The organism is Gordonia neofelifaecis NRRL B-59395 (assembly GCF_000192435.1).
In the GTDB taxonomy this organism is placed as follows: domain Bacteria; phylum Actinomycetota; class Actinomycetes; order Mycobacteriales; family Mycobacteriaceae; genus Gordonia; species Gordonia neofelifaecis.
In genome coordinates this window covers 310,780-337,346 of sequence record NZ_AEUD01000002.1, presented here as the reverse complement: position 1 = coordinate 337,346, position 26,567 = coordinate 310,780, and the positions used below count along the sequence as shown (strand labels likewise).

The window sequence follows — 26,567 nt, the reverse complement described above, 5'->3', positions numbered from 1 at the left end:
CGATTGATGGCAGGTCGGCCCCGGTTCACAAGACCCAGCGGACCGTCCGCCAAGTGATCTAAGAACACCTGGGTGAATTGAGGCGAGACAACGCTGTGAGCAGTTCGATTTCCGAATCAGACTTCGGACAAAACGAATGGCTGGTCGAGGAGATGTACCAGCGATTCCAGACCAACCCCGAATCAGTCGATCCGAGCTGGCACGAGCTTCTCAAGAACTATCGCCCGGGCACGACTGCATCCGCTCCATCGGCCAACGGCTCAGCGCCGGCCGCCCCCGCGACAGCTGCGGCCCCGGCAGCTCCGGCCGCACGCGTGGCACCGAAGCAGGCCGTGACGCTCGACACCGAGCCGACCAAGGCCGCGCCCGCCGCCGCTCGCACCCCCGCTCCCGCCCGTGAGTCGGCGGCTACCAAGGCCGCCTCGGGCACCAGTCGCACCGCGGCCGCCGCGAAGCCCGCCGCCGACGCAGGCACCGACTCCAACCAAATCCTGCGCGGACCGGCGGCGGCCATCGTCCGCAACATGTCCGCCTCGCTCGAGGTGCCGACGGCGACCAGCGTGCGCGCCATCCCGGCGAAGCTGATGATCGACAACCGCGTCGTCATCAACAATCACCTGGCCCGCACCCGAGGCGGCAAGGTCAGCTTCACCCACATCCTCGGCTACGCACTGGTCCAAGCGATCAAGTCGTTCCCGAACATGAACCGCCACTTCGCCGTGATCGACGGCAAGCCGAACGTCGTCACCCCGGCGCATACCAACCTCGGCCTCGCCATCGACCTGCCCGGCAAGAACGGCAACCGCACCCTGGTCGTCGCGGCCATCAAGGGCTGCGAGTCGATGAGCTTCTCCGCCTTCGTCGCCGCGTACGAGGACATCGTGCGCCGCGCGCGCGACGGCAAGCTCGGCGCGGAGGACTTCGCGGGCGTCACCATCTCGCTGACCAACCCCGGCACCATCGGCACCGTCCACTCGGTCCCGCGTCTGATGCAGGGACAGGGCGCGATCATCGGCGCCGGCGCGATGGAGTACCCCGCGGAGTTCCAGGGCGCCAGCGACGAGCAGATCGCCGAGATGGGCGTCGGCAAGTTGATGACGCTGACCTCCACGTACGACCACCGCATCATCCAGGGCGCGGAGTCGGGCGACTTCCTGCGCAAGGTCCACAACCTGCTGCTCGACGACGGCTTCTGGGACGAGCTGTTCACCTCGCTCCAGATCCCGTACGAGCCGGTCCGCTGGCGGCGCGACATCCCGGCCGGACTGGTCGACAAGAACACTCGCGTCCTCGAGCTGATCGCGGCGTACCGCAGCCGCGGGCACCTGATGGCCGACACGGATCCGCTGATGATGGACACCGCGGCCAAGACCTCGCATCCGGACCTGGACGTCCTGACCTACGGTCTCACCCTGTGGGACCTCGACCGGTCGTTCAAGGTCGGCGGCTTCCACGGCCAGACCGACATGAAGCTGCGCGACGTCCTGTCGATCCTGCGCGACGCCTACTGCCGTCACGTCGGTGTGGAGTACACCCACATCCTCGATCCCGAGCAGCAGCGCTGGCTCCAGGATCGCGTGGAGATCCAGCACAGCAAGCCCCCGGTGGCCGAGCAGAAGTACATCCTGAGCAAGCTCAACGCCGCCGAGGCCTTCGAGACCTTCCTCGCGACCAAGTACGTCGGCCAGAAGCGCTTCTCCCTCGAGGGCGCCGAAGCCGTGATCCCGATGATGGACGCCGTCCTCGACCAGAGCGCCGAGCACAACGTCGAAGAGGTCGTCATCGGCATGCCGCACCGCGGCCGTCTGAACGTCCTGGCGAACATCGTCGGCAAGCCGTACTCGAAGATCTTCACCGAGTTCGAGGGCAACCTCGGCCCCGCTGACGCACACGGTTCCGGCGACGTGAAGTACCACCTCGGCGCCGAGGGCAAGTACTACCAGATGTTCGGCGACAACGAGATCACCGTCTCGCTCACCGCGAATCCCAGCCACCTCGAGGCCGTGGACCCCGTGCTCGAGGGCATCGTCCGCGCCAAGCAGGACAGCATGGGTGAGGCGCGCGAGTTCGCCGTTCTGCCGCTGATGCTGCACGGTGACGCCGCGTTCGCCGGCCAGGGCATCGTGGCCGAGGTCCTCAACATGTCGATGCTGAACGGCTACCGCACCGGCGGCACCGTCCACATCGTCGTGAACAACCAGGTCGGCTTCACGACCGCACCCGAGCACTCGCGGTCGACGCAGTACTGCACCGACGTCGCGAAGATGATCGGCGCACCGGTCTTCCACGTGAACGGCGACGACCCGGAGGCCTGTGTCTGGGCCGCCAAGCTGGCCGTCGACTACCGCGAGGCGTTCAACCGCGACGTGGTCATCGACCTGGTCTGCTACCGCCGCCTGGGCCACAACGAGGGCGACGATCCGTCGATGACGCAGCCCGCGATGTACGACGTGATCAACAACCTGCGCAGCGTCCGCAAGAGCTACACCGAAGCCCTGATCGGCCGCGGCGACATCTCGACCAAGGAGGCCGAGGACGCCCTGCGCGACTACCAGGGTCAACTCGAGCGCGTCTTCGTCGAGGTCAAGGAACTCGAGCGGTTCACGCCCGAGGCGTCACCGTCCGTCGAGGGCGAGCAGACGCTGCTGACCAAGCTCGTCACGGCGGTCCCGCAGGAGAAGCTCGCGCAGATCGGCGACGCCTTCGGCAACCTGCCGGAGGGCTTCAACGAGCACCCGCGCGTGCGCCCGGTCATCAAGCGCCGTCACGACATGCCGGTCAAGGGCGACGTCGACTGGGCGTTCGCCGAGATCCTGGCGTTCGGCACCCTTGTGCAGGAGGGCCGGACGGTCCGACTGTCGGGTCAGGACTCGCGTCGCGGCACGTTCACCCAGCGTCACTCGGTGCTGATCGACCGGGAGAACGGCTCGGAGTACACGCCGCTCAACCATCTGCCCGACGCCACCGGCCGCTTCCTGGTGTACGACTCGCCGCTCAGCGAATACGGCGTCCTCGGCTTCGAGTACGGATACGCACTCGCCGATCCCGAGGCCCTCGTGCTCTGGGAGGCGCAGTTCGGTGACTTCGTCAACGGCGCCCAGTCGATCATCGACGAGTTCATCAGCTCGGGCGAGGCCAAGTGGGGCCAGCGCAGCGACGTCGTCCTGCTGCTGCCGCACGGCCACGAAGGCCAGGGTCCCGATCATTCCTCGGGTCGTATCGAGCGCTTCCTGCAGCTCTGTGCCGAGGGCTCGATGACCGTCGCACTGCCGTCGACCCCGGCCAGCTACTTCCACCTGCTGCGTCGCCACGTACACGACGGCATCAGCCGTCCGCTGGTGGTCTTCACCCCGAAGTCGATGCTGCGGAACAAGGCTGCGGTCTCGCCGGTCGAGGACTTCACCGACGGCAAGTTCCTGTCGGTGATCGACGATCCGAAGTTCGCGAAGCAGGGCGGCGACCGCGACAAGGTGCAGCGTGTGCTCCTCGTCAGCGGCAAGCTCTACTACGAGCTGGCGGCGAAGCAGGAGAAGGAGGGCCGCGACGACGTCGCGATCGTCCGCGTCGAGCAGTTGTACCCGGTTCCCTACCGCCGGCTCGCTCGCACTCTCGAGCAGTACCCGAACGCGAACGACTTCGTCTGGGTCCAGGAAGAGCCCGCGAACCAGGGCCCGTGGCCGTTCCTCGGCCTCTGGCTCCCGGAGATGCTCCCCGAGCTGCTCGGCGGGCTCCGCCGGATCTCGCGTCGCGCGATGTCGGCCCCGTCGTCCGGCTCCAGCAAGGTCCACGCCGTGGAACAGCAGGAGATCGTCGACGGCGCGTTCAGCTGATCTGAATCCCGCTGACGAAGGCCGCCTCACCGTTTCGGTGAGGCGGCCTTCGTCTGTCCGCGTCACTCCCCGGCGTCCGCTCCCCGAACCTGCATCCGCGCACGTCGGGGGTGCCGCGGATGCAGGTTCGGGGAGCGGATGCGGCAGATGGTCGTACCTGTGGACGGCGCGGGTGCGGGTTCGGCAGTTCCGGCGTGTACTCGGTCCATGTGGCCGACAGACAGACACGGACTCGTCCATCGAGACGACGCGCTCCAGAACGGGATCTCGGACCGACGGATCGCCGCGGCGGTACGAACGGGCGAACTGATCGTCGCCGTGCGCGGAACGTATCTTCCAGCCGCGGTGCTCGTCGGCCGAGACGACTCCGAAGCCCACGTCTACCGGCAGCGATGCATCGCCGCGGCCCTGGGCCCGGGCAGGCCCGTCCTCAGCCACGATTCGGCAGCGGCCGTGCACGGCATCGACCTGCTGTATCCCGACCGGTCTCGAGTCCACGTCACCAACGGCCGTCTCTCGGGAGGTTCCCGGCGGCCACGCCGCGTCATCCACAATGGACTTCTCGCCGACGACGATGTGGTCGAACTGGACGGAGTCCGGGTCACCAGCGCGGCACGGACCGTCGCCGACATCGCGTTGTCGACCACCCGACTTCCGCAGGCTCTCACGGCATTGGATTCGGGACTCCGAGCAGGACTGCTCGTCCACGAGATCGAGCCGCGCTTCCACACCGGTCGCCGGAACTGCGGTTTCGCTCGCCACGCGTTGTCGTTCGCCGACGGGGATTCGGCCTCGCCCGGGGAGTCGTGGAGCCGCGCGCAGATGATCGAGGCGCGGCTGCCATTGCCGAGACTGCAGGTCGAGTACCGACTCGCGTCCGGTCGTCGGGCGTTCTGCGACTTCGGCGTCGACGACAGGTTCGTCGGCGAGTTCGACGGACTGATCAAATACCGTCGCGACATGCGCGGCGGCGAGGAACCCGAGGAGGTCGTGATCCGGGAGAAGCTCCGCGAGGACGAACTCCGCGACCTCGGTCTCGACGTCGCGAGATGGATCTGGGACGACCTCCGCGCCCGGCGCCTGGTTCCCAGGCTTGAGCGGCATTACGACAAGCTCGGTATCCGCTACTGACCGGCGCATCCGCTCCCCGAACCTGCATCCGCGGCACCCCCGACGTGCGCGGATGCAGGTTCGGGGAGCGGCTGTCGACGACGGGAGCGGGACGCGCCCGCCCGCTCGTCGTCAGTCCGTCGCGACCACCGCGCCGACCAGACCGGCCAGCGTCGGCAGGGCCCCGACGAAGATCTGCACCAACTGATCACGGGTGACCACCGGGTCGTCGATCCACCTGACGAGCGATTCCTCGACGAAGGCGATCCAGCCGGCGACGGCCAGTTCGATCGCGGGTGTCCGCTCGATCCCGATGGACGGCGCGCGCGACAGGATGCGTTCGGTCATCGCCGCGCGCGTCCGGTCGGCGACGGCGCGGATCGCCGCATCGGCACTCGCCGCGCCGCGGATGACGCCGACGAACCCGCGGCCGTTGTCGGCGACGTAGTCGACGTATGCGGTGATCGACGCCTGGAGCATCTCGATGGTGTCGCCGATGTCGTCACGCGGCGCGGTACGAGCCAGCATCTCCTCCGCCTGCTCGGTGATCACGCACAGGTGGAAGTCGGCCTTGGACTCGAAATAGTGGAAGATCAGGCCCTTCGACACTCCCGCAGCCTCCGCGACCGCCTCCATCGTGACCAGTTCCAGGGGCCGATCGCGGGCCAGTTCGACGCCGAGGTCGATGAGTTGACGCCGGCGCGCGGCCGGACTCAGACGAGTTCTGGCGGAGGTCATGCACCAACCGTAAGCGCTTATTGACTCGAATTCAATTGCCTATTGACTCGCAGTCAACACGCGCTTATGGTTGGCACCATGACAACGCATGATGTAGAGATCGCGATCATCGGCGCCGGGTTCTCCGGCCTCGGCGCAGCCATCAAGCTCGCCCAGGAAGGCGTCGACGACTACGTCCTCCTCGACCGCGGCCACGACTTCGGCGGCACCTGGCGCGACAACGTCTACCCCGGCGCCGCGTGCGACGTCCCCTCGCACCTGTACTCGTACTCCTTCGCTCTCAACCCGGAGTGGTCGCGGTCGTACTCGCACCAGCCGGAGATCCACCGCTACATCAACGCCGTCGCCGACGAGCACCAGATCGGCGACCACGCACTGTTCGGCTCCGACGTCACCCACGCGGAGTGGGACGAGGCGACCAGCCGCTGGCGCATCGACTACGAGCGCGACGGCGAGAAGCTGTCGCTGACCGCACGCACCCTGGTCGGCGGCGTGGGCCCGCTCTGTGAGCCGAACCTCCCCGACATCGACGGATTCGACGACTACCGGGGCAAGATCGTCCACTCCGCCCGATGGGACACCGACTACGACTTCACCGGCAAGCGCGTCGCCGTCATCGGCACCGGCGCCTCGGCCATCCAGATCGTTCCGCAGCTTGGCAAGGTCGTCGGCCACATGGACGTCTACCAGCGCACCGCACCGTGGATCATCCCCCGCAACGAGCGCCCCTACCTGAGCGTCGAGAACTGGGCGTTCAAGAATATCCCCGGCCTGCAGGCGGCCATCCGCGGCGGAATCTACTCGTTCAACGAGGTCGTCGCGGCGGGCATGACGTACGCTCCGAAGGCTCTCAAGCCGGTTGAGGCACTGAGCCGGGCCAACATCTTCCGCGGCATCCGCGACCCCGAGCTCCGCAAGGCCGTGACGCCGAAATTCGCCGTCGGCTGCAAGCGGATCCTGAAGTCGAACGAGTGGTACCCGACGCTCGACCAGGACAACGTCGAGCTGGTGACCGACGGCATCGCCCGCGTCACCGAGACCGGGATCGTCACCTCCGACGGCACCGCCCGCGACGTCGACGTGATCGTCGTCGCGACCGGTTTCCACGTCACCGACTCCCCGGTGTTCGACACCATCGTCGGCACCGACGGCAAGAGCCTCGCCGACGTGTGGGCGGTCGAGGGCATGCAGGCCTACAAGGGCTCGTTCATCAACGGGTTCCCGAACTTGATGCTGCTGATCGGCCCCTCGACCGGTCTCGGCCACACCTCGATGGTCTACATGATCGAGTCGCAGTTGAACTACCTGGTCGACTACGTCCGCAAGACGCGTGCGCGGGGCATCGTGCGGACCGAGGTCACCAAGGCGGCGCAAGACCGGTTCAACGCCGACATCCAGCACACCCTCCGCAACAGCGTGTGGATCAACGGCGGCTGCGCCTCCTGGTACAAGGACGCGAACGGCAACATCACCGTCCTGTGGCCGGGATTCACCTTCAACTTCCGCAATCAGACGCGGTCGTTCGACCTCGACGCCTACCAGACCCTGACGGCCGATGCCGTGACCACCACGACGCCTGACGACGCGGCGCCCGCCGACGACGCCGTCACCGTCGACGCCTGACTCCAACACCAACCGTTCAGTTCACCGAACTTCCAGGAGAATCCATGAAGGACTTCAACAACAAGGTCATCGTCATCACCGGAGCAGGATCGGGCATGGGCCGCGACCTGGCCGTCAAGCTCGCCAAGCGCGGCGCCAAGATCGCCATCTCGGACGTGAACCCCGACGGACTGGCCGAGACCGAGCGCCTCGTCGCCGCAACCGGCGCCCAGGTGCACAGCCAGCTCCTCAACGTCGCCGAACGCGAAGCCGTGCTCGAGTACGCCGACACCGTCGCCGGACATTTCGGCACCGTGAACGCCATCTTCAACAATGCGGGCATCGCACACCACGGCGAGGTCGAGACGATGGAGTTCAAGGACATCGAGCGTGTCATGGACATCGACTACTGGGGTGTCGTCAACGGCACCAAGGCCTTCCTGCCGTACCTGATCGCCTCGGGCGACGGTCATGTCGTCAACACCTCGTCGCTGTTCGGTCTGCTCGCCGAGCCGGGCCAGGCCGCCTACAACTCGGCCAAGTTCGCAGTGCGCGGCTTCACCGAGGCGCTCAACCAGGAGATGATCATCGCCAAGCACCCGGTCAAGGTGACCTGCGTGCACCCGGGCGGCATCAAGACGGCGATCGCCCGCAACGCCACCACCTCGGGCGATCACGACCAGGCGAAGACCGCGGAACTGTTCGACAAGTACCTGGCGAACACCAGCTCGGAGAAGGCAGCCGACATCATCATCAAGGCCGTGGAGCGCGACCGCGCCCGCGTCCTCGTCGGTGCCGACGCGAAGGTGCTCGATGTCTGTGTGCGGTTGGTCGCCTCCGGCTACCAGGGCATCGGTGCCCGGATCACCGGGTGGGCGCTGAACCGCACCAAGTAGCACGCCCCCGAACGGGAAGAGCCGCCGCGACAGACCGTCGCGGCGGCTCTTCGCTGTCTGCCCCGATCAGACCCCGTGGGTGCTGATCCACTCATTCGCGACGGCTCCCGGGGCAGCGCCGGCCTCGACCCGCGCGGCGAGCTCCGCCAGATCCGCGGTGGTCAGCTCTCCGGCGACCCGGCTCAGCGCCTTCATCTGCGACTTCCCGATCTGTCCGGCGCGATAGACCGGAACCAGGTCCTGGGCCATCGGACCGGCGTCCTGCGAACGCAGCGCCGTCACATCGTCGCGACCGGTGAGGGCGGTGGCCGCCTCCAGTCCGGTCAAAGTCCCCAGTGCCCGGCCGTCGCGGACTCGGTCGGCCACCTCGGACGGCGTCCGGCGGTCCTCGATCGCACCGAAGCGGCAGACGTCGAACGACTGGCGTTCCTCCGCTGTCAGGACCCCCGTCGTGACCAACGGCAGTCCCGGCGGCAAGGCGGCGCACTGCGACAGATCGGTGAGCTGATGCGCGTCGACCAATGCCTGCGCCACCACCAACTGCCTGCGATCGCTCACCCCCGCCGGATCACCGATGGTCACCCCCTGCGGCAGCGCGCGGTTGACCGCGTTCTCCACGTCCTCACTCGACCGAGCCTCGGGATTCGGTGTCAGCGAGGTCAGCAGGTCGCCGGTGAACGCCGGGAACAAGTCGACGTCGCCCTGGGCCGCCGCGTCGAGCAGGCGACGGTCTCCGGCCGCTGAATCGAGCACGTCGATCGGCACACCGGTCCGGGCCAGTGCCCCGCCGTAGATCTGGGCGGCGACGCGCATCGCGGGCGTGCCGTCGCTGCTCACGCGCAGCGGCACCGGATCATCGGATCCGCAGGCCGTCACCAATGCGAACAGGGCGCCGGCCGCGACCACGGCTCCGGCCAGGCGGCGGGGAAATCGTCGAGTAGACATCGCCGCCAACGTTAGTCGACGCTCACGCCGTCGCGGCGAAGCCGATCACCGACGTCGCGATCAACTGCACCGCGATCGCCGCGAGCAGCAGGCCGGCGATCTTTGCGAGAAGGGTGATCCCACTGACGCGGAGCACCTTGATGATGCTCGTCGAGAACATCAGTGCCAGCGCGACGACGGCGTGCGCGGTGAGGATCCCCGCCGCGATGGCCGTGTACCCGCTGATGTCGCCGTGCACCTGACTGACCGCCACGATGACCGCGGCGATCGCGCCGGGCCCGGCCAGCAGGGGCGTTCCGAGCGGCACCAGCGCCACGTTCACGTCGTCGTCGACCTTGTCGGCGCTCGACGCGCCCAGCCCAGTCAACAACTGCAGCGCCACCAGCAGCAACAGCAGTCCGCCTGCGCCCTGGAGTGCCGGAATGCCGATGTGCAGGTACGCCAGAATGGCCCGACCGCCGACCGCGAACAGGCTGATCACGAACAGCGAGACCAGCGGCGCCTGCCATGCGGCCTTGCGGCGATACTCCGGCGACCTGCGGCCGACGAGCGACAGGAACACCGGCACCTGTCCCGGCGGGTCCATGATGACGATCAGCGTGATGGCCGTCGTCGTGTATACGGAGACGTCGAATGGCACGGACTGAGTGTAAGCGTGGGCCGCGGCGGCTCGCTAAGGTCGACGTGTGCCGTCCATGCCGAGAATGCTGCAGCCCGGAAACCGCGGCCAGGGGAAGGCGGCGGCCGTCTCCCCGCCGCCGGTGCCGGTGGCTCGCGCCGTGGTGGACTGTGGTGTCTACGTCGACGGCGTCCGGCAGCCGACGCCGCCGGACTTCCGTGCTGCGCTCGCGTTCGTCCGCGCGACGGGCAGCGGTTTCGTCTGGCTCGGGCTGCACCAGCCCGACGAGCGGCAGATGAACGACGTCGCCGCGGCTTTCGGCCTCCACCCGCTGATGGTCGAAGACGCGGTCCACGCCCACCAGCGCCCGAAGCTCGAGCTGTACGACGACACGATGTTCCTGGTGCTGCGGACCGTCAAGTACATCGATCACGACGACGACGAGGTCGCTAACGACATCGTCGAGACCGGCGAGATCATGGTCCTTGCCGGCCGCGACTTCGTCATCACCGTCCGGCACGGTGATCACACCCACCTCGCCGGAGTCCGGAGCAGGCTGGAGGCCGAGCCCGATCACCTGCGCCTCGGTCCCGCGACGGTCGTGCACGCCGTCGCCGACCGGGTGGTCGACTCGTACGTCGACGTCGTCGACGACATGGAGTCCGACGTCGACGATCTCGAGGAGCGCGTGTTCGCCGCCTCGTCACGTGATCTCGACATCGACATCGTCTACCTGTTCAAACGCGAGGTGCTCCAGTTGCGCCGCGCGGTCCATCCGCTCGGATCGCCGCTGTCGCTGCTGTCCGGCACCAACGGCACCCTGGAAGCCGCCGCGCTGACACCCAACGGCAAAGAGATCCGCAAGCACTTCCGCGACGTCGCCGACCACCTGACCGCGGTGAACGAGATGGTCGTCGAGTACGACGAGCGCCTGACCACGCTGCTGAACGCGGCGGCCACCAAGGTGAGCACCCAGATGAACACCGACATGCGAAAGATCTCCGCCTGGGCGGGCATCGCCGCGGTCCCGACCGCGGTCGCGGGCATCTACGGCATGAACTTCGACTACATGCCCGAACTCCACAACAAATGGAGCTACCCGGTCCTGCTGCTGATCCTGCTGTCCGTCTGCTTCCTTCTCTGGCGCATCTTCCACCGGTACAACTGGCTGTGAGCGCGCGGCGGAGCCGCGGGTTGAGCCGCGCGGCGGAGCCGCGGGTTGAGCCGCGCGGCGGAGTCGCGGGTTGAGCCGCGCGGCGGAGTCGCGGGTTGAGCCGATTCACGAGGCCGAAGGCCGAGAATCGGTCGAAACCATGGCGAGAATCGATCCGAACCCGGGACACCCAGCCCGCGTGACACAGGTTTCGACTCGCTCCGCTCGCTAATGGGGCGTGTAACCAACGATGGGGCCGCGCCCGCTAATCCGGTGGAAGAACTCTGCCCCGGCCGACTACGGCGCGACCGCCGCGCGACGCGGGTCGGTGACGTCCGTGCCGGCTTCGGTCCATGCGGCGCGCAGTTCGTCCGCGCCCTTGAGCCGGACCCAGGCGGCCTCGTTCGCGGTGATCGGCACGGCGCGCAGGAAGCGGACGGGATCGGCGGGGTCGTCGAGCGGCAGATCGGTGAAGCGGTCGTCGGCGGTCAGCAGGAACGCCGAGCAGATGGCACCGGCCCACAGCGGCTCCTGCAGATCGACCAGGGAGTCCTCTGCGAGGATCAGCCCTTCGACCGCCGGCGCCGCGGCCAGCATCGCCAGCGACTTGTGCAGTCCCGGCAACGGCATCGTCGCACGCATCGTCATGGTGACCTCGGCGCGCGGACCGCGAACCGGATCGGGCGCGAAGTCGGACGGATCGTGCATCGGGTGACGGGCGCATCCGACCGTCGCGTACACCACGTCGTCACCGTCGGCGAAGCGAAGCACGTCGATCGGCTCGACGCCGAGGAACGTCACCGACGCGCGCTGCGGCTGCGTTCCGACCGCCGCGGACACATGCGCGACCACCTTGTCGCCGACTGAGCTCATCGGACCAGTCAAGCACAAGACAGCACTGTCGTTCGGTGTCACCCGGTGGCACCGAACGACAGTGCTGTCGTCGTGACTGTCTGCCGGCGTACTAGCGCAGCGAGACGCCACTCGCGGTGTCGAAGACGTGCAGGCGATCCGGATTCAGCGCGAGGGTGAGACGCTCGCCGCGTCGCGCCTGCGTGTACGGCGCCAGACGCGCGACCTTCTGACCACCCGCGGTCGTCGAGCCGAGATCCTCGGCGAGCTCCGACAGCACCCGGTTCGCCGCATCGGGCGCATCCCAGCCGAAATAGACGTACTTATCGGAACCCATCGACTCGACCAGGTCGACGGTGATCGGGAACGACAGGAAGCCCGCCAGCTCGGCCTCATGGGTCAGCGCGGCGTCCACCAGGTGCTCGGGACGGATGCCGAGCAGCACCTCGCCGTTGCAGCCCGCGGCCCGCGCCCGGCCGGTGATGTCGTTGTAGTCGGCGAAATCGATGTGCCCGATCGACGTGTCCACACCGCTCGCGGTGAGCCTGCCCGGGATGAAGTTCATCGACGGAGAGCCGATGAAGCCCGCGACGAAGAGGTTCGCCGGACGGTCGTACAGCTCCTGTGGCGCACCCACCTGCTGGACGTAGCCGGACCGCATCACGACGACGCGGTCGCCGAGGGTCATCGCCTCGGTCTGGTCGTGCGTCACGTACACGGTGGTCGTGCCCAGTCGCGCCTGCAGCGATGCGATCTCGGTTCGCATCTGGACGCGGAGTTTCGCGTCCAGGTTCGACAGCGGCTCGTCCATCAGGAAGGCGTTCGGCGTCCGCACGATCGCGCGGCCCATCGCGACGCGCTGCCGCTGACCGCCCGACAGGTTCGCCGGCTTGCGATCGAGGTACTCGGTGAGATCGAGCATCTTGGCCGCGTCGTTCACGCGCCGCTCGATCTCGGCCTTGTCGACCTTCGCCAGGGTCAGCGGGAACGCGATGTTCTGCCGCACGGACATGTGCGGGTACAGCGCGTAGCTCTGAAAGACCATCGCGATGTCGCGGTCCTTCGGAGCCACCTCGTTCATCCGCGTGCCGCCGATGCGCAGCTCGCCCGAAGTGATGTCCTCCAGACCCGCGATCATGTTGAGCGTCGTCGACTTTCCGCAGCCGGACGGGCCGACCAGAATGACGAACTCGCCCTCGGCGATACTCAGGTTCACCTCGTGCACGGCCATCGAGCCGTCCGGGTACTGCTTGGAGACGTTCTCCAGAACGATGTCGGCCATGGGTTATCCCTTCACCGCGCCGGAGGTCAGACCGGCCACGATACGACGTTGGAAGAAGAGCACGAAGATGATGATCGGAATGGTGATGACGACGGCCGCTGCCGCGATCGCACCGGTGGGTTCCTCGAACTGACTGCTACCGGTGAACTGCGAGATCGCGACGGGCGCGGTCTCCGCGTTCTCGGTCGACGTCAGTGACAACGCCAGCAGCAGGTCGTTCCAGGCGAAGATGAACACCAGGATCGCCGCGGTCACCACGCCCGGCGCGGCCAGCGGCACGATCACCCGCCGGAACGCCTGCGACGGGGTAGCGCCGTCCATCTGCGCCGCCTTCTCCAGATCCCACGGGATCTCCCGGAAGAACGCGGACAGCGTGTAGATCGCCAGCGGCAGCGCGAAGGCCACGTACGGCAGGATCAGCCCGAGCCAGGTGTCGAACAGACCGAGGCGTCGCTCGATGTTGAACAGCGGGGTGACGAGCGAGATCTGCGGGAACATCGCGATCAGCAGCGCGGCGCCGATCAGCACCTTCTTGCCGCGGAATTCGAGGCGCGCGACCGCGTAGGCGGCCATCGTGCCAAGGACCACGGCGATCACCGTGGTGATGAGCCCGATGCCGATCGAGTTGATCAGCGCGGACGTGAACAGGCTCGTGTCGAAGATGCCCTTGTAGTTCTCGAAGGTCCACTGCTTCGGGATGAAGCTGCCGTCGGTGACGCTCCCGGGCGGCTTGAACGACAGGCTGATGATCCACCAGAGCGGGATGATCGCATAGAGCACCACCAGGACATTGGCGACGGTCCACCCGACTTTACGACGAAGGTTCGCGTTCATCAGTGGTCACCTCCCCTCGTCGTCGGAGCCGGGCGCCGCGGCGCCGAACCCCTTGATGAACACGAACGCGATGATCGCGACGCACACGAAGATCAGAATGCTGATCGCCGATCCGACACCGAGGTTGAACGCCTTGAACAGGTTGTCGTAGCCGAGCATCGACACCGACCCCGTCCCGTTGGAGCCCGCGGTCAGGACGTAGATGTTGTCGAAGATCCGGAACGCGTCGAGCGTACGGAACAGCAGGGCCACCAGGATGGCGGGCTTCATCAGCGGCAGGATGATCCGGAACAGCCGCGTCCACGCACCGGCTCCGTCGAGCTGCGCGGCCTTCAGCAGGTCGTCGGGCACCAGCGCGAGACCGGCGAGCAGCAGCAGCGCCATGAACGGCGTCGTCTTCCAGACTTCGGCGAGGATGATGATGAACAACGACGGCCACTGCTGGGTCAGCGGTGCCGATCCGTCCGGCAGGAGGTTCGCCAGGTAGCCGGTGCCGGGTGTCCACGCGTAGTACCAGGAGAACGCCGCGGCCACGGTCACGATGCCGTAGGGAATCAGCACCACGGTGCGAACGGTTCCCCGACCGAAGATCGTCCGATGCATCACCAGGGCGATGGCCATGCCGAGCACGAGTTCGATGAGCACCGAGACCAGGGTGATGAACACCGTCACGCCCAGCGCCGACCACCAGTACCCGTCGCTGAGCACGGTGGCGTAATTCGAGAACCAGATGAACTGCTGGTCGTCCGGAGCGGTAAGCGTCGCCTTGTTCAGCGACAGCCAGAACGCGTAGACGATCGGGTAACCGGTCACCAGGGCCATCACGATCGCGGCGGGCGCGATCAGCCAGTACGCCAGCTTGCGCTCCGACGACTTGCGGCCGGTGGCCTTGCGTCCGGGTCCGTCCGCCTGGGCGGGTGTGGGACCGGTGTCGAGGATCTCGGTCATCGGACCTCCGTGGTCGCTGCGAGGTGCGGACTGCGAGGCGGCGGCCGACGCGGCGCCCACGGGCACCGGCGGCTGCTGAGTCATCGGTTCCGTCGGCCGTGCCGGCTCGACGGGCGGGCCGGTCACGGGTGTCGGGGGCGCGACCCAGACGTCCGAATGCACCGAGGGCGCGCCGTCGGAGGCCGGGACGTCGTCGGACTCCGCAGCCGCGTTGTCCTCGGGTCGCATGTGCTTGCCCGGAGTGCTGTCCGGCATCGGCGAGTTGGGATTCAGCCCCCAACCGGCACCGGACTCCGGCGGGCTCTGGTCGTCGTTCATGCCGTCGTCGTTCATGCCGTCGTCGTTCTTACCGTCGGTCACGGGATGATCCCCTCGCCGTCGATCGCCTTCTGCACCTGGTCGGCCAGATCGTCGACCATCTGTGCCGGGTCCCAGGCGCCGACCGGTGCCAGTGTGGCGGTCACCAGCGTCGAGATCGCCTGGTACTGCGGCGACGCGGGCCGGATCGCCGCATGATCCGCCTCCAGCTGGGTGCGGATGTCGTCGCCCATCGGATAGGCCAGCTTGAAGTCCTTGTCGTCGTAGATCGCCTCGATGGTCGGCGGGGTGCCGCCGGAGATCGCATAGACCTTCTGCGCCTGCTCACCGGTCATGCACTTCGCCGCCTCCGCAGCCAGCTCCGGCTGCTGCGAGGTGGACGCGACGGCGAGGTTGAGCCCGCCGAGTGTCGATTTCGCCGGCTTGTCCGGGAACACGCCGGGGAAGAGTGCGAAGTCGAATCGCTTGCGCATCTTGACGTTGATCGGCGCCAGCTGCGCGTCGGTCGGCGGGTTCTCCTCGTCGGTGAGCATGTCCTTGTAGGGCGCCAGAACGTCCTGAAGGAAGGCGACGTCGCCGGTGGCTCCGTTGGTGCGGGCCGATGCCCACACGAACGGCCAGTTGATCTCGAACGCGGCCTTGCCGGTCTCCATGCCGAGTCGCGCCGTGCCCTCGTCCGACTGCGTGATGGACGGATCGTGGCCGGGAGCGGTCGCGACGGCCTTCATCACCTGCAGCGCCTTGAGTGTGGACGCACGGTGCGCCGGAGTGTCGTTGAGGGTCACCTTCGACGGATCGTTCGGGTCCAGCACCGAGCCGCCCGCACTCGCCAGCAGCGAGTTGAACCACACCATCAGACCCTCATACTGCTTGGCCTGGACCATGATCCAGCTGGGTCCGCCCTGCTTCCTGATGATCTGCGTCTCGGCCAGCATGCGGTCCCACGTGGTGGGCGCCTTCCGCGTGCCGAGCATCTCCTTCGACAGGTCGGGGCGGTACCAGAGCAACTGCGTGTTGGTCCACAGCGGCGTCGCGTACAGCCGCTTGGACGGGTCGTCGGGCCGCTGCCACATGGCGCTGGCCACCGGACCCGCGAGGTTCGTCCTCTCGATCTCCGCGGCGGTGTCCTCCGGAACCGGGACCATCCAGCCCGCGTTGGCGAACTCCGCGGTCCAGACCACGTCCATGGCCATGAGGTCGAGCGTGTGATCGTTGCCGGCGAGCCGCCGCGCCAACTGCAGACGCTGGTCGTCCGCCCCCTTCGGCAGCACGTTGGCCTGCAGCTTGTATCGGCCGCCGGACTCGTCGCTGCATGTCTGTGCGAACTGCTTGATGTAGTCGAAGCCGTCCGCCGGCGCATAGATGTTCAGAACGCCCTGCTCGTAGCCGTTCGAACAGCTGGCCAGCATCGGCGCGACGACCGCCGCCGCCAACGCCGCCGCCGACAGCCGCCGGACGAGCGATCGTGTCCTCGGCGCGGATCTACCCTTGCTCATCTCGCTGCCAGCCTCCTGCCTGTCGGCCTCGTCTAAGAATCAGCTGTGAAAGCCGATGCGGGGCTTAGGTTATCCCACGACAGGTGACATAGCGCACACGATGACCCCACGGCGCGCCAGAGTTCGCACCGCGACCGACTTCGCCGCGGGTCCGCGAGGTCTACAGGGCCAGTTTGGCCAGCATGTCTCGCGCCTGTTCCGCAGTGCGCGGATCACAGAGGACGTCGTACCGGCCGGCGACGAGCTGCATGGTCGAGGTGAAGTCACGCTGACCGCGCGTGGCGGCGTACGGGATCGCCGCACTGATCAGGCCGAACACCATGCCGGCGATGACGCCGAACAGGATCGGCGTCCAGGAGGTGCCGACGACCAGCGAGACCAGCGCGCCGAAGAACAGGCCGAGCCAGGCGCCCGAGCCGATGCCGCCTGCGACCACCTTGCCCCAGGTGAGCCTGCCGAGCACCTTCTCGACCTGCATCAGGTCGACGCCGACGATCGTCAGATTGTCGACCTGGAACTCGTTGTCGGACAGGTAGTCCACGGCGCGCTGCGCCTGCGCGTAGGTGTCGTAGGACCCGACCGGCCAGCCCTTCGGGGGCGTCGGCAAGCCCGGCATCGGTCGCATTGGGTTCGTCACTTCGGCTCCTGAGCTCGGATCACTTTAGGCTTGACGCATGACGCCCGCCCTCAAGGTCTTTGTCGCCAGACTAGTCGGCCTCGCCGTCCTCGGCCCCGACGGTGAATCGATCGGCCGGGTCCGCGACGTCGTCGTGTCGATGCACATGCCGGGCAAGCAGCCTCGCGCTCTCGGTCTCGCAGTCGAGTTGACCACCCGCAGGCGGATCTTCGTGCCGATGCTGCGCGTGACCAGCATCGAGCCGGATGCAGTGACGCTGACCACCGGCCACGTGAACCTGCGCAAACTGCGGGTCCGGCCGAACGAGGCGCTCGCGGTGGGCCAGATCCTCGACACGCGGGTGCGGATCGACGACCCCGACTACCCCGAGTTGCACGACGTCGACCTGACCGTCGTCGACCTGGCGATCGAACAGAACCGGACGCGCGACTGGATGGTCAGCCGCGTCGCGCTGCGCACCACGCGCAAGGGACTGCGCAGGCGCGGCGAGACCATCGTCGTGCAATGGCGACATGTGCTCGGCATGAACCGGCTCGAACTGTCGCGGCCCGGACAGGGCGTCGAGATGGCCCTGGCCCAGTTCGAGGACATGCGCGCGCCGGACGTCGCGAACGCACTCCGCGAGCTGCCGGTCAAGCGCCGGAACGAGATCGCCGGCGCCCTCGACAACGAGCGGCTGGCCGACGTCCTCCAGGAGATGCCGACCGACGATCAGACGGCCATCCTGGGCAGCATGGAGCCCGACCGCGCCGCCGACGTGCTGGAGGCGATGGACCCCGACGATGTGGCCGACCTGATGGGCGAGCTTCCGCAGGCCGAGGCGGAGGCCTTCCTGTCCCGCATGGACCCCGAGGACTCGGAGTCCGTCCGCCGACTGCTGCTGCACTCCCCCGACACCGCCGGCGGCGTCATGACTCCGGAACCGCTCATCGTCACGGCGAACGCCACCGTCTCGGAGGCGCTCGCCCGCGTCCGCGACCCGGACGTGAACTCGGCGTCGGCGAGCATGGTGTTCGTCGTCCGGCCGCCGACCAACACGCCGACCGGCAAGTTCCTCGGTGCGGTCCACACGCAGGCGTTGCTGCGCGAACCGCCGGCCAACCTGGTCGGCGGCATCCTGGACACCGAGATGCCGCGTCTGATGGCCGACGACTCGCTGGAGAAGATGACCCGCTTCTTCGCCACCTACAATCTGGTGTGCGCTCCGGTGATCGACGAAGCCGACCACCTCCTGGGCGCCGTCGTCGTCGACGACCTCCTCGACGCTCTCCTCCCGCGTGACTGGCGCGAGACCGACCCCGAAGGGACCGCTCCATGAGTCCTGCCGGACGCCATCTCGACACGCCGAGCCCGCGCCGCGGCCGGTTCAACTTCAACCTCGACTCCGACGTCGTCGGCGTCTACAGCGAGCGAATCGCCCGGTTCCTCGGCACCGGCCGCTATCTGCTCATCCAGACGGTCATCGTGGTGGTCTGGATCCTGCTGAACATCGGCATCTTCGCCTTCGAGTGGGATCCGTATCCGTTCATCCTGCTCAATCTGGCGTTCTCCACACAGGCCGCGTACGCCGCTCCCCTCATCCTGCTGGCGCAGAACCGGCAGGAGAACCGCGACCGCGTCTCGCTCGAAGAGGATCGTGCGCGCGCCGCCCAGACCAAGGACGACACCGAGTTCCTCGCCCGTGAACTCGCCGCCGTGCGACTGGCCGTGGGCGACACCGTCACCCGCGACTATCTGCGCCGCGAGCTCGACGACCTGGTCGACGAACTCGTCGATCGGATCGTCGCGAAGACGGCCGAAGCCGAAGAAACGGATCCGACATGACCGACGGAAATCGTGCATGTATGCTGGCTCACAGTCGTCGGGGGGATGATCGCAGACTTCCCCCGATTTCGATGTGAACGACACGCGAGTGAAGTGAGAACCGATGGGGATGACGTTCTGGCGCAGCCACCCGAACCGGGTGCACGTGCCGCGCCGCGGGCTCGCCGTCGGCACCACTGCCGCGGCCCTCGGCGTCCTGGTCCTGGGCGGCACGGTCTCGAGCGTCGCCGCCGACCCCGCCTCCACACTCGCCACCCAGTCCAGCGTCGATCTCGCCGGCGATCAGACCGTGCTGGCCGCTCGGGCGGTCGCCGACACGGTCCCCGCGGGCGACACTCCGCTGGTCGGATTCGCACCGCCCGCCGACCCGGCTGCGGTCGCCGGTGACGGCGACGCCCAGTTCCGGCTGGCCGCTGACCTGCCGGCAGGTCCGCTCGGCATTCCCGGCGTCGTCTTGAAGGCATACAAGCTCGCCGCGACCCGCGTCGCCGCCGAGTCGCCGCAGTGCAAGCTGCCGTGGTACCTGCTGGCCGGCATCGGGCGCATCGAGTCCGGGCACGCGGGCAACGGCAACGTCGACGCCTACGGCAACACCCGCACCAAGATCCGCGGCCCGGTGCTCGACGGCTCGCTCGCAGGCAATGCCGTCATCCACGACTCCGACGGCGGCCGCCTCGACGGCGACGCCGGGCACGACCGCGCCATGGGTCCGATGCAGTTCATCCCGAGCACCTGGGCGGCCTGGGGCGGCGACGGCAACGGCGACGGAAAAGCCGACCCGGACAACGTCTTCGACGCCACCTATTCCGCCGGACGGTACCTGTGCGCGGGCTTCACCGACATCATGGCCGGGCAGAACAAGGTCAACGCCGTACTGCGCTACAACCATTCGATGCCGTACGTGAACAACGTGCTGGGCTGGGCCGCCGCGTATGCGGCCGGAGTCATGCCGACGACGCCGATCCCGGAGATGTCGGCGGCGCCGGACGACAAGGACAAGAAGAAGGACAAGGACAAGAAGGACGGCAAGAAGCCCGACGGCACGTCGACGCCGTCGTCGCCGAAGTCCTCGACACCTCCGAGCAAGACCTCGCCGGCGAAGCCCCCGCAGGCGTGCCTGGGCGTCATCTGCCTGCCCCCGGGGATCGGGCCCGTGCCGCAGCCCGATCCGAAGCCGAAGAAGTCGTCGCCCGCGCCCACTGGAACGTCCAAGCCCGCGAACCGCTGAGCCGGAAGTCCGGTTCCGTCTCGGCAGCGATATGGTTGAGGCGTGACCACCCCCGCCACTCCCACTGAATCCGCCGTCCGGTCCGCACTCAGCAAGGTGATGGACCCGGAGATCGGCAAGCCGATCACCGACCTCGGCATGGTCAAGTCCGTCGCCGTCGGCCCCGACGGCGGTGTCGACGTCGGCGTGTATCTGACCACTGCGGGGTGTCCGATGCGGACCAAGATCTCGGAGAGCGTCGAGACCGCCGTCGCCGATGTCCCCGGCGTCGGCGCCGTCCGCGTGGAGCTCGACGTGATGGACGACGAGCAGCGCACCGAGCTCCGCAAGAAGCTGCGCGGGGATCGCGCCGAGCCGGAGATCCCGTTCGCCAAGCCCGGCAACCTGACCCGCGTCTACGCGATCGCGTCGGGCAAGGGCGGCGTCGGAAAGTCCAGTGTCACGGTCAATCTCGCCACCGCCCTCGCCGACCGCGGCCTCTCCGTCGGCGTGCTCGACGCCGACATCTACGGACACAGCGTGCCGCGCATGCTCGGCAGTGACGCGAAACCGACCCAGGTCGAGTCGATGATCATGCCGCCGCAGAGTCACGGCGTGAAGTTCATCTCGATCGGTCAGTTCACCGACGGCAACACCCCCGTCACCTGGCGCGGACCGATGCTGCACCGCGCATTGCAGCAGTTCCTCGCCGACGTCTACTGGGGCGACCTCGACGTCCTGCTGCTCGACCTCCCGCCCGGCACCGGCGACGTCGCGATCTCGATCGCCCAGCTCATCCCGGGCGCCGAGATCCTCGTGGTGACGACCCCGCAGCAGGCCGCCGCGGAGGTCGCCGAGCGCGCGGGCGCCATCGCCCTGCAGACCCGGCAGAAGATCCTCGGCGTCGTCGAGAACATGTCGTGGATGGACCTGCCCGACGGGTCACGGATGGAGCCGTTCGGATCGGGCGGCGGTCAGATGGTGGCCGAGCGCCTCACGCGTGCGGTCGGGTCCCCCGTCGAACTCCTCGGCCAGGTCCCGCTGGAGCAGGATCTCCGCGAGGGCGGCGACGCAGGCACCCCGGTCGTGCTGTCGGCGCCGGAATCCGGCTCGGGGTCCGCTCTGCGTGCCATCGCCGACAAGCTGGCCGTCCGCCGTCGCGGACTGGCGGGCATGAGCCTCGGCATCGACACCACGCGTCACTGAGCGCAGCGAAGGTCCGCCGGCCGCTCGACGCGAAGTCCGCTCCGATGCCGGTCTGGTGTCGCTAGGTCGCGTCCCAGTCGGTCACGTCGTGCTTGCGGGGCGTGTCCGGCTCCTTCGGGGCGACTGCGGGGGTCGACGGCTGCTGCTTGGGCACCGTACGGCTGATGTCGAGGGTGTCGCGGACCGACTTGCTCATGTCGTCGATCGGTGAGGAGTCGCCGTCGAAGATGTGCTTGGTGACGATGCTCTTCGGGCTCATCTGCCGGAGCTCGTTGAGCTGGCTCAACGGCTCGCGCAACTGGTCGAACTCCGGCCCCATCTCGTCGCGGAGCTGTGATGACGCACCGGTGGCGTAGTCGCGGACCTTGCGCAGCGAGCCCATCGCCCAGGTGACCGCACCGGGCAGACGTTCTGGACCGAGGATGATCAGGGCGGCCGCCAACAGAATGAGGAGTTCACCCCATCCGACACTGCTGAACATGTTTCCTCGCCGCTCTCTGAACCCGTCCGACCGCCGGCCTAGTCGCTGACCGGTGTGAGCTCGCCGTCGAAGTATCGACCGTCACGCCAGTAGGTGAACTTCACCGGCTCTCCGATTTTCGACGTCCGAACGGCAACCGTCAATTCGTCCGCGCCCTCGATGGAGCGACCGTTGAACTTGGTGATCACATCGCCTTCGCGGAGACCGGCCTGCGCGGCCGGGCTGCCGGGCGCGACGTCCTTGACCTCCGCGCCGAAGATCCGGTCGTTCCGCACCGTCGCGGCGGTGATGCCGACCGACGGATGCTTGACCTTTCCGTCCTTGATCAGGGTGTTCGCGATCGGGATGACCTCGTTGATCGGTATCGCGAAACCGAGACCGATGGAGCCGCCGCCGGTCATCGCCCCGGCCGTGTTGACGCCGATCACCTGACCGTCGTCGTTGAGCAACGGTCCACCCGAATTACCGGGATTGATCGAGGCGTCCGTCTGAATGGCGTTGATCACGGCGTCGGTGTCGGAGTCCGCATCCGGACGCAGCGGCACCGGGCGGTCGAGCGCGCTGACGATACCGCTCGTGACGGTCTTGTCCAGGCCGAGCGGCGAGCCGAAAGCGATCACCTCTTGACCGATCTGCAGCTTGTCCGAGTCGCCGAGCTTCGCGACGGTCAGATTCGCGACGTCGTCGACCTTGATCACCGCGAGGTCGGTCTTCACGTCACGACCGACCAAGCGGGCCGGGACCCGCTGGCGGTCGGAGAAGACGACTTCCAGCTTCGCCTTCGAATCGTTGGCGGCCTTCGAGATCACATGGTTGTTGGTGACGATGTAACCGGCCTTGTCGACGATGAAGCCGGATCCGGAGCCGCCGTCCACAGCCGTCCGGACCTCGATCGTGACGACCGAGTTCGCCGCGGCCTTCGCCACCCGCTCGACATTGGTCGTAGCACCGTCCGAATCGGGACTCTCGCCTTCCAGATGCACCGTGTTCGCGTGCAGCGGGGTGACGACCTCGGCGGTCCAGCGACCGACGAGTCCACCGAACAGACCGACGAACAGCGCCAGCAGACCGAGGGTGGCGAGCGCCCACCAGTGGACGCGTCCGCCGAAGAGCACGTCGCGGATCCCCATCTTGGGACCCGAGAGCGTCGGGCCGGTCGACGGGTCGGCGCCGACCGCGGGTGCCGACATGCCGACCGCACTGTCGGGGTCGCGCCACGGATCCGGTTCCGGAGTCTCGTCCGGCTCGGGTTGCGCGTACGGATCGCGCTGCAGGGTCTCGGTCTCCCCCGCCGGCTGCCGGAATGCCTCGGCGAGGACGGCGTCGGGCGGTGCGATCTGCGGCTGCGGCCGATCGGCGGGCACCGCGTCGGGCGCGAACGACCCCTCGACGCCCGCCGGTCGGCCGAAGGTCGCGGCGGCCTCGGACACCGACGCGGCGTCGGAGACCGGATCGTGCGCGGGCAGCATCGGGTCGGTCGGCCGATTATCGGACGAGGGAGAGCTATCGGTCACGGGTCAGCGGCCCCAGCGGTTGGTGCGCCGGTCGCTCCGGAGATCGATCTCCTGCGTCGGGATCTGGCTCAGTTGTGCGCGGAGCGAGTCCGGCACGCTCAGGTCGTTCTGGCAGGTCTGAAGCATCGACCGCGCGCGAGCCTGCGCGGTCACCTCACGGGCGCAGTCCGGGCACATCGCCAGGTGCGCGTCCGCGCGCGCGGCCGCCTGTGCGGTCAGTTCGTTGTCGACGTACGCGACGACGGCTTCCGGATTCAGATGCTGGGTGGACGCGAAACCCGTCGGACGTCGGTACCCGGGATTCGGCGTGATCGACGACGCGGCAGGCAGCCACCGGCTCCCGCGTGAACGTCCTGCCTGACCCAGACCCACCGGCGTCGCCCCTCTCATCGCATGCACTTCCAGCTCACTCTAACGCCACCGCCCAGGGTAGCCGACGAAAGCCGGGAGGGTCGTGGAGGTCACTCCGCCGCCGCGACCGAGCGGCTGTCGGTGTAACCGCGCGCTGCGAGGTACTGGCGGATGCCCTGGCGGCCACGGTGGATACGACTCCGGACGGTGCCCATCTTGACGCCGAGCGTGGTTCCGACCTCCTCGTACGACAGCCCTTCGATATCGCACAGCACGACCGCCGCACGAAATTCCGGAGCCAGCGAATCCAGGGCGTCCTGAAGATCCGGATCGAGATTGGCGTCGGCGAACGCCTGCTGCGGATCGGGCGTATCCGTCGGGATGCGGTCGTAGTCCTGCTCGAGCGCCTCCATGCGGATCTTGCCGCGCCGACGGACCATGTCGAGGAACAGGTTCGTCGTGATGCGGTGCAGCCAGCCCTCGAACGTGCCCGGCTTGTAGTTCGTCAACGACCGGAACACACGAATGAAGGTCTCCTGCGTCAGGTCCTCCGCATCGTGCTGATTTCCGGAGAGGCGGTACGCGAGGCGGTATACGCGATCGGCGTGCTCTGACACGAGTTCGTCCCAGCTGGGCATGAGGTTCCGATCGCCGGTCGCGTCGAATCCGGCGGTGCCACGGAACGCTGCCGCCGAGCTGTCGTCTGCTTGGCCAATCATCGGGACGGTCATCGTGTAGGTGCCAGTTCCTCTCTTCGCCTGCCGGACGCACCGGCGCGATTCTTCATGAACAACGCATTCGGAGCCATCGGTATTCCGGACCATTGCGGTCTACCTTTCCCCACCCGAATGAGGGCCTCCTGTACCTGGCCTGAGTGTTTGATAAGGATGGACGACCGCCCGACCGGCGTGCCCGCAATCCCAGGTCAGCGACGTATGGCACCCTCGATGTCATGAGTGACACCGCGGCCGCAGCCCAGACCCTGAGCGATTACGCAGAAGGCGCCATCATCGAAGACGACGCGCTGGTCGAGGCACGACTGCGCGCCGAGGAGCTCGGCGCGTCCGCGATCTCGCCCGCCACCGGGGCACTCCTGTCGTTGCTGGCCCGCGTCGCGGGTTCGAAGCACGTGGTGGAGATCGGCACCGGCGTCGGGATCAGCGGACTGTGGCTGCTCGCCGGAATGCCGGAGAACGCCGTGCTGACCACGATCGATCCGGAACCCGAGCATCACCGTGCGGCTCGCGAGACGTTCGGCGACGCCGGCATCGCACCGGGTCGCACCCGGCTGATCAACGGTGCACCCACCGATGTGCTGACCAGGCTCGCCGACGACGCCTACGATCTCGTGTTCGTCGACGGCGCGCCCCTCAGCTACCCGCTCTTCGTGACCGAGGCGATCCGGATCCTGCGACCCGGCGGCCTCGTGGTCGTGAACAACGCCTCCGCCGACGGCACCATCGCCGATCGCGAGGCGAACGATCCGCGCACCCTCGCCGCACGCGAGGCCGCGTCGATCATCGCCGAGGACGACCGCCTGCTGCCGGCCGTGATCCCCGTCGGGACCGGGCTGCTGGCCGCGGCGAAACTCTGAGGCGACCGCCGGGGATCAGACGTCGGTCGAGAACCTGATGCCGTTCTCCGGGATCTGGACGCCCGGCCATACGCGGGCGCCGCGCAGGAGTTCGCACCGTGCGCCGACCTGCGCGCCGTCGCCGATGACGGTGTCGCGGACGAGTGCGTGGGCGCCGACCGTCGCGCCGAAACCGACGATGCTGCGCTCGACCACCGCGCCGGCCTCGACCGTCGCGCCGTCGAAGACCACGGCGCCGTCCAGCCGGGCCCCCGCTCCGACGCGCGCGCCGCGCCCGACGACCGTGCCGCCGATCAGGACTGCGTCGCGCGCCACGTCGGCGCCGTCGAGCGCGAGCGACTCACCGCACGGCTTCTGCACCGCGGGCGAGGGCGCGATGCCTCGCACCAGGTCGGCCGATCCGCGCACGAAGTCCTCCGGTGTGCCCATGTCGCGCCAGTAGGCGTCATCGACGTGCGCCTGAATGTGCCTGCCCTGCGCGAGCAGGGAGGGGAACACCTCGCGTTCCACCGACACCGGCCGGCCGGCCGGGATCTCCCCGATCACCTTGCGGTCGAAGACGTAGGTGCCCGCGTTGATCTGGTTGGTCGGCGGATCCTGCGTCTTCTCCAGAAACGCCGTCACCCGCCCGTCGGCATCGGTGGGCACGCAGCCGAACGCGCGGGGGTCGCCGACGCGCACCAGGTGCAGCGTCACCTCGGCACCGGACGACTCGTGGGTCGACAGGACGTCGCGGATATCGGTGCCGCCGAGCACGTCGCCGTTGAACACCAGCACGGTGTCGGCCGTGAGCTCGTCGTACACGTTGCGGATACCGCCGCCGGTGCCGAGCGGTTCGCTCTCGGTCACGTAGGTGAGATCGAGGCCGAGGTCGGATCCGTCGCCGTAATGGTCGGAGAAGACGTGCGCCTGATACGACGTGCCCAGCACGACGTCGGTGATCCCGGCCTCGCGGATCCGCGACAGCAGATGCGTGAGGAACGGCGCAGAGGCGTGAGGAACGGCGTCCCCGCCGTCGGCAGCATCGGCTTGGGCGCCGACAGCGTCAGCGGCCGCAGCCTGGTGCCCTTGCCTCCGACGAGGATCAGCGCCTGAACTGAAGAGGTCACAGAGGTTCCTTCCTTGTCCAC

At 67.9% G+C, this 26,567-nt stretch carries 23 protein-coding genes and 1 pseudogene; 10 read left to right on the top strand and 14 right to left on the bottom strand.

Annotated features, from left to right (window positions below; all coding sequences use genetic code 11):
- Window positions 1-95 precede the first annotated feature (95 nt).
- Together SCNU_RS03860 and SCNU_RS03855 are read left to right on the top strand one after the other, a co-directional pair.
- Window positions 96-3,830, top strand: a complete 3,735-nt coding sequence (locus tag SCNU_RS03860) for a multifunctional oxoglutarate decarboxylase/oxoglutarate dehydrogenase thiamine pyrophosphate-binding subunit/dihydrolipoyllysine-residue succinyltransferase subunit (RefSeq protein ID WP_009678048.1) — start codon at window positions 96-98, stop codon at window positions 3,828-3,830.
- A 207-nt stretch (window positions 3,831-4,037) separates the two neighbouring features.
- The gene (locus SCNU_RS03855) at window positions 4,038-4,961 is read left to right on the top strand and encodes a hypothetical protein (protein ID WP_009678047.1); all 924 of its coding nucleotides are present in this window, start codon (window positions 4,038-4,040) and stop codon (window positions 4,959-4,961) included.
- 111 nt (window positions 4,962-5,072) lie between these two features.
- Here SCNU_RS03855 and SCNU_RS03850 read toward each other — a convergent pair whose 3' ends face one another.
- Window positions 5,073-5,678 carry a TetR/AcrR family transcriptional regulator gene (locus SCNU_RS03850; protein ID WP_009678046.1) on the bottom strand — a complete coding sequence of 202 codons (606 nt, stop codon included), beginning with the start codon at window positions 5,676-5,678 and terminating at the stop codon, window positions 5,073-5,075.
- A 78-nt stretch (window positions 5,679-5,756) separates the two neighbouring features.
- Between SCNU_RS03850 and SCNU_RS03845 the strand changes: the two genes are divergently transcribed.
- Complete coding sequence (locus SCNU_RS03845; protein ID WP_009678045.1) at window positions 5,757-7,301, top strand: flavin-containing monooxygenase; 1,545 nt, start codon at window positions 5,757-5,759, stop codon at window positions 7,299-7,301.
- Window positions 7,302-7,345: 44 nt separating this feature from the next.
- A complete protein-coding gene (locus tag SCNU_RS03840) occupies window positions 7,346-8,176 on the top strand; it encodes an SDR family NAD(P)-dependent oxidoreductase (RefSeq protein ID WP_009678044.1) in 831 nt (276 codons plus the stop codon).
- A gap of 66 nt (window positions 8,177-8,242) precedes the next feature.
- On the opposite strand, the gene SCNU_RS03835 is transcribed toward SCNU_RS03840, so the two are convergent.
- Both SCNU_RS03835 and SCNU_RS03830 read right to left on the bottom strand, forming a co-directional pair.
- Window positions 8,243-9,121: a glycine betaine ABC transporter substrate-binding protein gene (locus tag SCNU_RS03835; protein ID WP_050792741.1), complete on the bottom strand. Its 879-nt coding sequence runs from the start codon at window positions 9,119-9,121 to the stop codon at window positions 8,243-8,245.
- Window positions 9,122-9,143: 22 nt separating this feature from the next.
- The gene (locus SCNU_RS03830; RefSeq protein ID WP_009678042.1) at window positions 9,144-9,761 is read right to left on the bottom strand and encodes a MarC family protein; all 618 of its coding nucleotides are present in this window, start codon (window positions 9,759-9,761) and stop codon (window positions 9,144-9,146) included.
- A gap of 55 nt (window positions 9,762-9,816) precedes the next feature.
- Between SCNU_RS03830 and SCNU_RS03825 the strand changes: the two genes are divergently transcribed.
- Window positions 9,817-10,914 (top strand): magnesium and cobalt transport protein CorA, encoded by a 1,098-nt coding sequence (locus SCNU_RS03825; RefSeq protein WP_040517519.1) that lies wholly within the window; start codon window positions 9,817-9,819, stop codon window positions 10,912-10,914.
- A gap of 276 nt (window positions 10,915-11,190) precedes the next feature.
- Here SCNU_RS03825 and SCNU_RS03820 read toward each other — a convergent pair whose 3' ends face one another.
- From SCNU_RS03820 to SCNU_RS03795, 6 genes are all read right to left on the bottom strand, one after another.
- The gene (locus SCNU_RS03820; protein WP_009678040.1) at window positions 11,191-11,766 is read right to left on the bottom strand and encodes a suppressor of fused domain protein; all 576 of its coding nucleotides are present in this window, start codon (window positions 11,764-11,766) and stop codon (window positions 11,191-11,193) included.
- A gap of 91 nt (window positions 11,767-11,857) precedes the next feature.
- A complete protein-coding gene (locus tag SCNU_RS03815) occupies window positions 11,858-13,027 on the bottom strand; it encodes an ABC transporter ATP-binding protein (RefSeq protein ID WP_009678039.1) in 1,170 nt (389 codons plus the stop codon).
- 3 nt (window positions 13,028-13,030) lie between these two features.
- On the bottom strand, window positions 13,031-13,861 hold the full coding sequence (locus tag SCNU_RS03810) for a carbohydrate ABC transporter permease (RefSeq protein ID WP_009678038.1): 831 nt from the start codon (window positions 13,859-13,861) through the stop codon (window positions 13,031-13,033).
- A gap of 6 nt (window positions 13,862-13,867) precedes the next feature.
- Window positions 13,868-15,127 carry a carbohydrate ABC transporter permease gene (locus SCNU_RS03805; protein WP_083812549.1) on the bottom strand — a complete coding sequence of 420 codons (1,260 nt, stop codon included), beginning with the start codon at window positions 15,125-15,127 and terminating at the stop codon, window positions 13,868-13,870.
- Window positions 15,128-15,165: 38 nt separating this feature from the next.
- A complete protein-coding gene (locus SCNU_RS03800) occupies window positions 15,166-16,623 on the bottom strand; it encodes an extracellular solute-binding protein (RefSeq protein WP_009678036.1) in 1,458 nt (485 codons plus the stop codon).
- A 160-nt stretch (window positions 16,624-16,783) separates the two neighbouring features.
- Window positions 16,784-17,260 (bottom strand): YflT domain-containing protein, encoded by a 477-nt coding sequence (locus tag SCNU_RS03795; protein ID WP_040517518.1) that lies wholly within the window; start codon window positions 17,258-17,260, stop codon window positions 16,784-16,786.
- Between the two features lie 37 nt (window positions 17,261-17,297).
- Here SCNU_RS03795 and SCNU_RS03790 point away from each other — a divergent pair, with 37 nt between their 5' ends.
- From SCNU_RS03790 to SCNU_RS03775, 4 genes are all read left to right on the top strand, one after another.
- Window positions 17,298-18,578, top strand: coding sequence for a magnesium transporter MgtE N-terminal domain-containing protein (locus SCNU_RS03790; RefSeq protein WP_009678034.1), 1,281 nt, complete (start codon window positions 17,298-17,300; stop codon window positions 18,576-18,578).
- Window positions 18,575-19,084, top strand: a complete 510-nt coding sequence (locus SCNU_RS03785; protein ID WP_009678033.1) for a DUF1003 domain-containing protein — start codon at window positions 18,575-18,577, stop codon at window positions 19,082-19,084. The genes SCNU_RS03790 and SCNU_RS03785 overlap by 4 nt, the downstream gene beginning before the upstream one ends.
- Window positions 19,085-19,187: 103 nt before the next feature.
- Window positions 19,188-20,312, top strand: coding sequence for a lytic transglycosylase domain-containing protein (locus SCNU_RS03780; protein WP_009678032.1), 1,125 nt, complete (start codon window positions 19,188-19,190; stop codon window positions 20,310-20,312).
- Window positions 20,313-20,354: 42 nt separating this feature from the next.
- Window positions 20,355-21,497, top strand: coding sequence for an Mrp/NBP35 family ATP-binding protein (locus tag SCNU_RS03775; protein WP_009678031.1), 1,143 nt, complete (start codon window positions 20,355-20,357; stop codon window positions 21,495-21,497).
- A gap of 61 nt (window positions 21,498-21,558) precedes the next feature.
- On the opposite strand, the gene tatB is transcribed toward SCNU_RS03775, so the two are convergent.
- The 4 genes from tatB to sigE form a co-directional block, all read right to left on the bottom strand.
- The gene (gene tatB / locus SCNU_RS03770) at window positions 21,559-21,978 is read right to left on the bottom strand and encodes a Sec-independent protein translocase protein TatB (RefSeq protein WP_009678030.1); all 420 of its coding nucleotides are present in this window, start codon (window positions 21,976-21,978) and stop codon (window positions 21,559-21,561) included.
- A gap of 38 nt (window positions 21,979-22,016) precedes the next feature.
- Complete coding sequence (locus tag SCNU_RS03765; RefSeq protein ID WP_009678029.1) at window positions 22,017-23,447, bottom strand: S1C family serine protease; 1,431 nt, start codon at window positions 23,445-23,447, stop codon at window positions 22,017-22,019.
- Window positions 23,448-23,495: 48 nt separating this feature from the next.
- A complete protein-coding gene (locus SCNU_RS03760) occupies window positions 23,496-23,864 on the bottom strand; it encodes a zf-HC2 domain-containing protein (protein ID WP_009678028.1) in 369 nt (122 codons plus the stop codon).
- Window positions 23,865-23,953: 89 nt separating this feature from the next.
- Window positions 23,954-24,667: an RNA polymerase sigma factor SigE gene (sigE, locus tag SCNU_RS03755; RefSeq protein WP_420795013.1), complete on the bottom strand. Its 714-nt coding sequence runs from the start codon at window positions 24,665-24,667 to the stop codon at window positions 23,954-23,956.
- A gap of 128 nt (window positions 24,668-24,795) precedes the next feature.
- On the opposite strand from sigE, the gene SCNU_RS03750 reads away from it, so the two are divergent.
- Entirely contained in the window at window positions 24,796-25,437 is a 642-nt protein-coding gene (locus SCNU_RS03750) for an O-methyltransferase (RefSeq protein ID WP_009678026.1), read from the top strand.
- Between the two features lie 15 nt (window positions 25,438-25,452).
- On the opposite strand, the pseudogene manB reads toward SCNU_RS03750, so the two are convergent.
- Window positions 25,453-26,546, bottom strand: a pseudogene (gene manB, locus SCNU_RS03745) (mannose-1-phosphate guanylyltransferase).
- Window positions 26,547-26,567 lie beyond the last annotated feature (21 nt).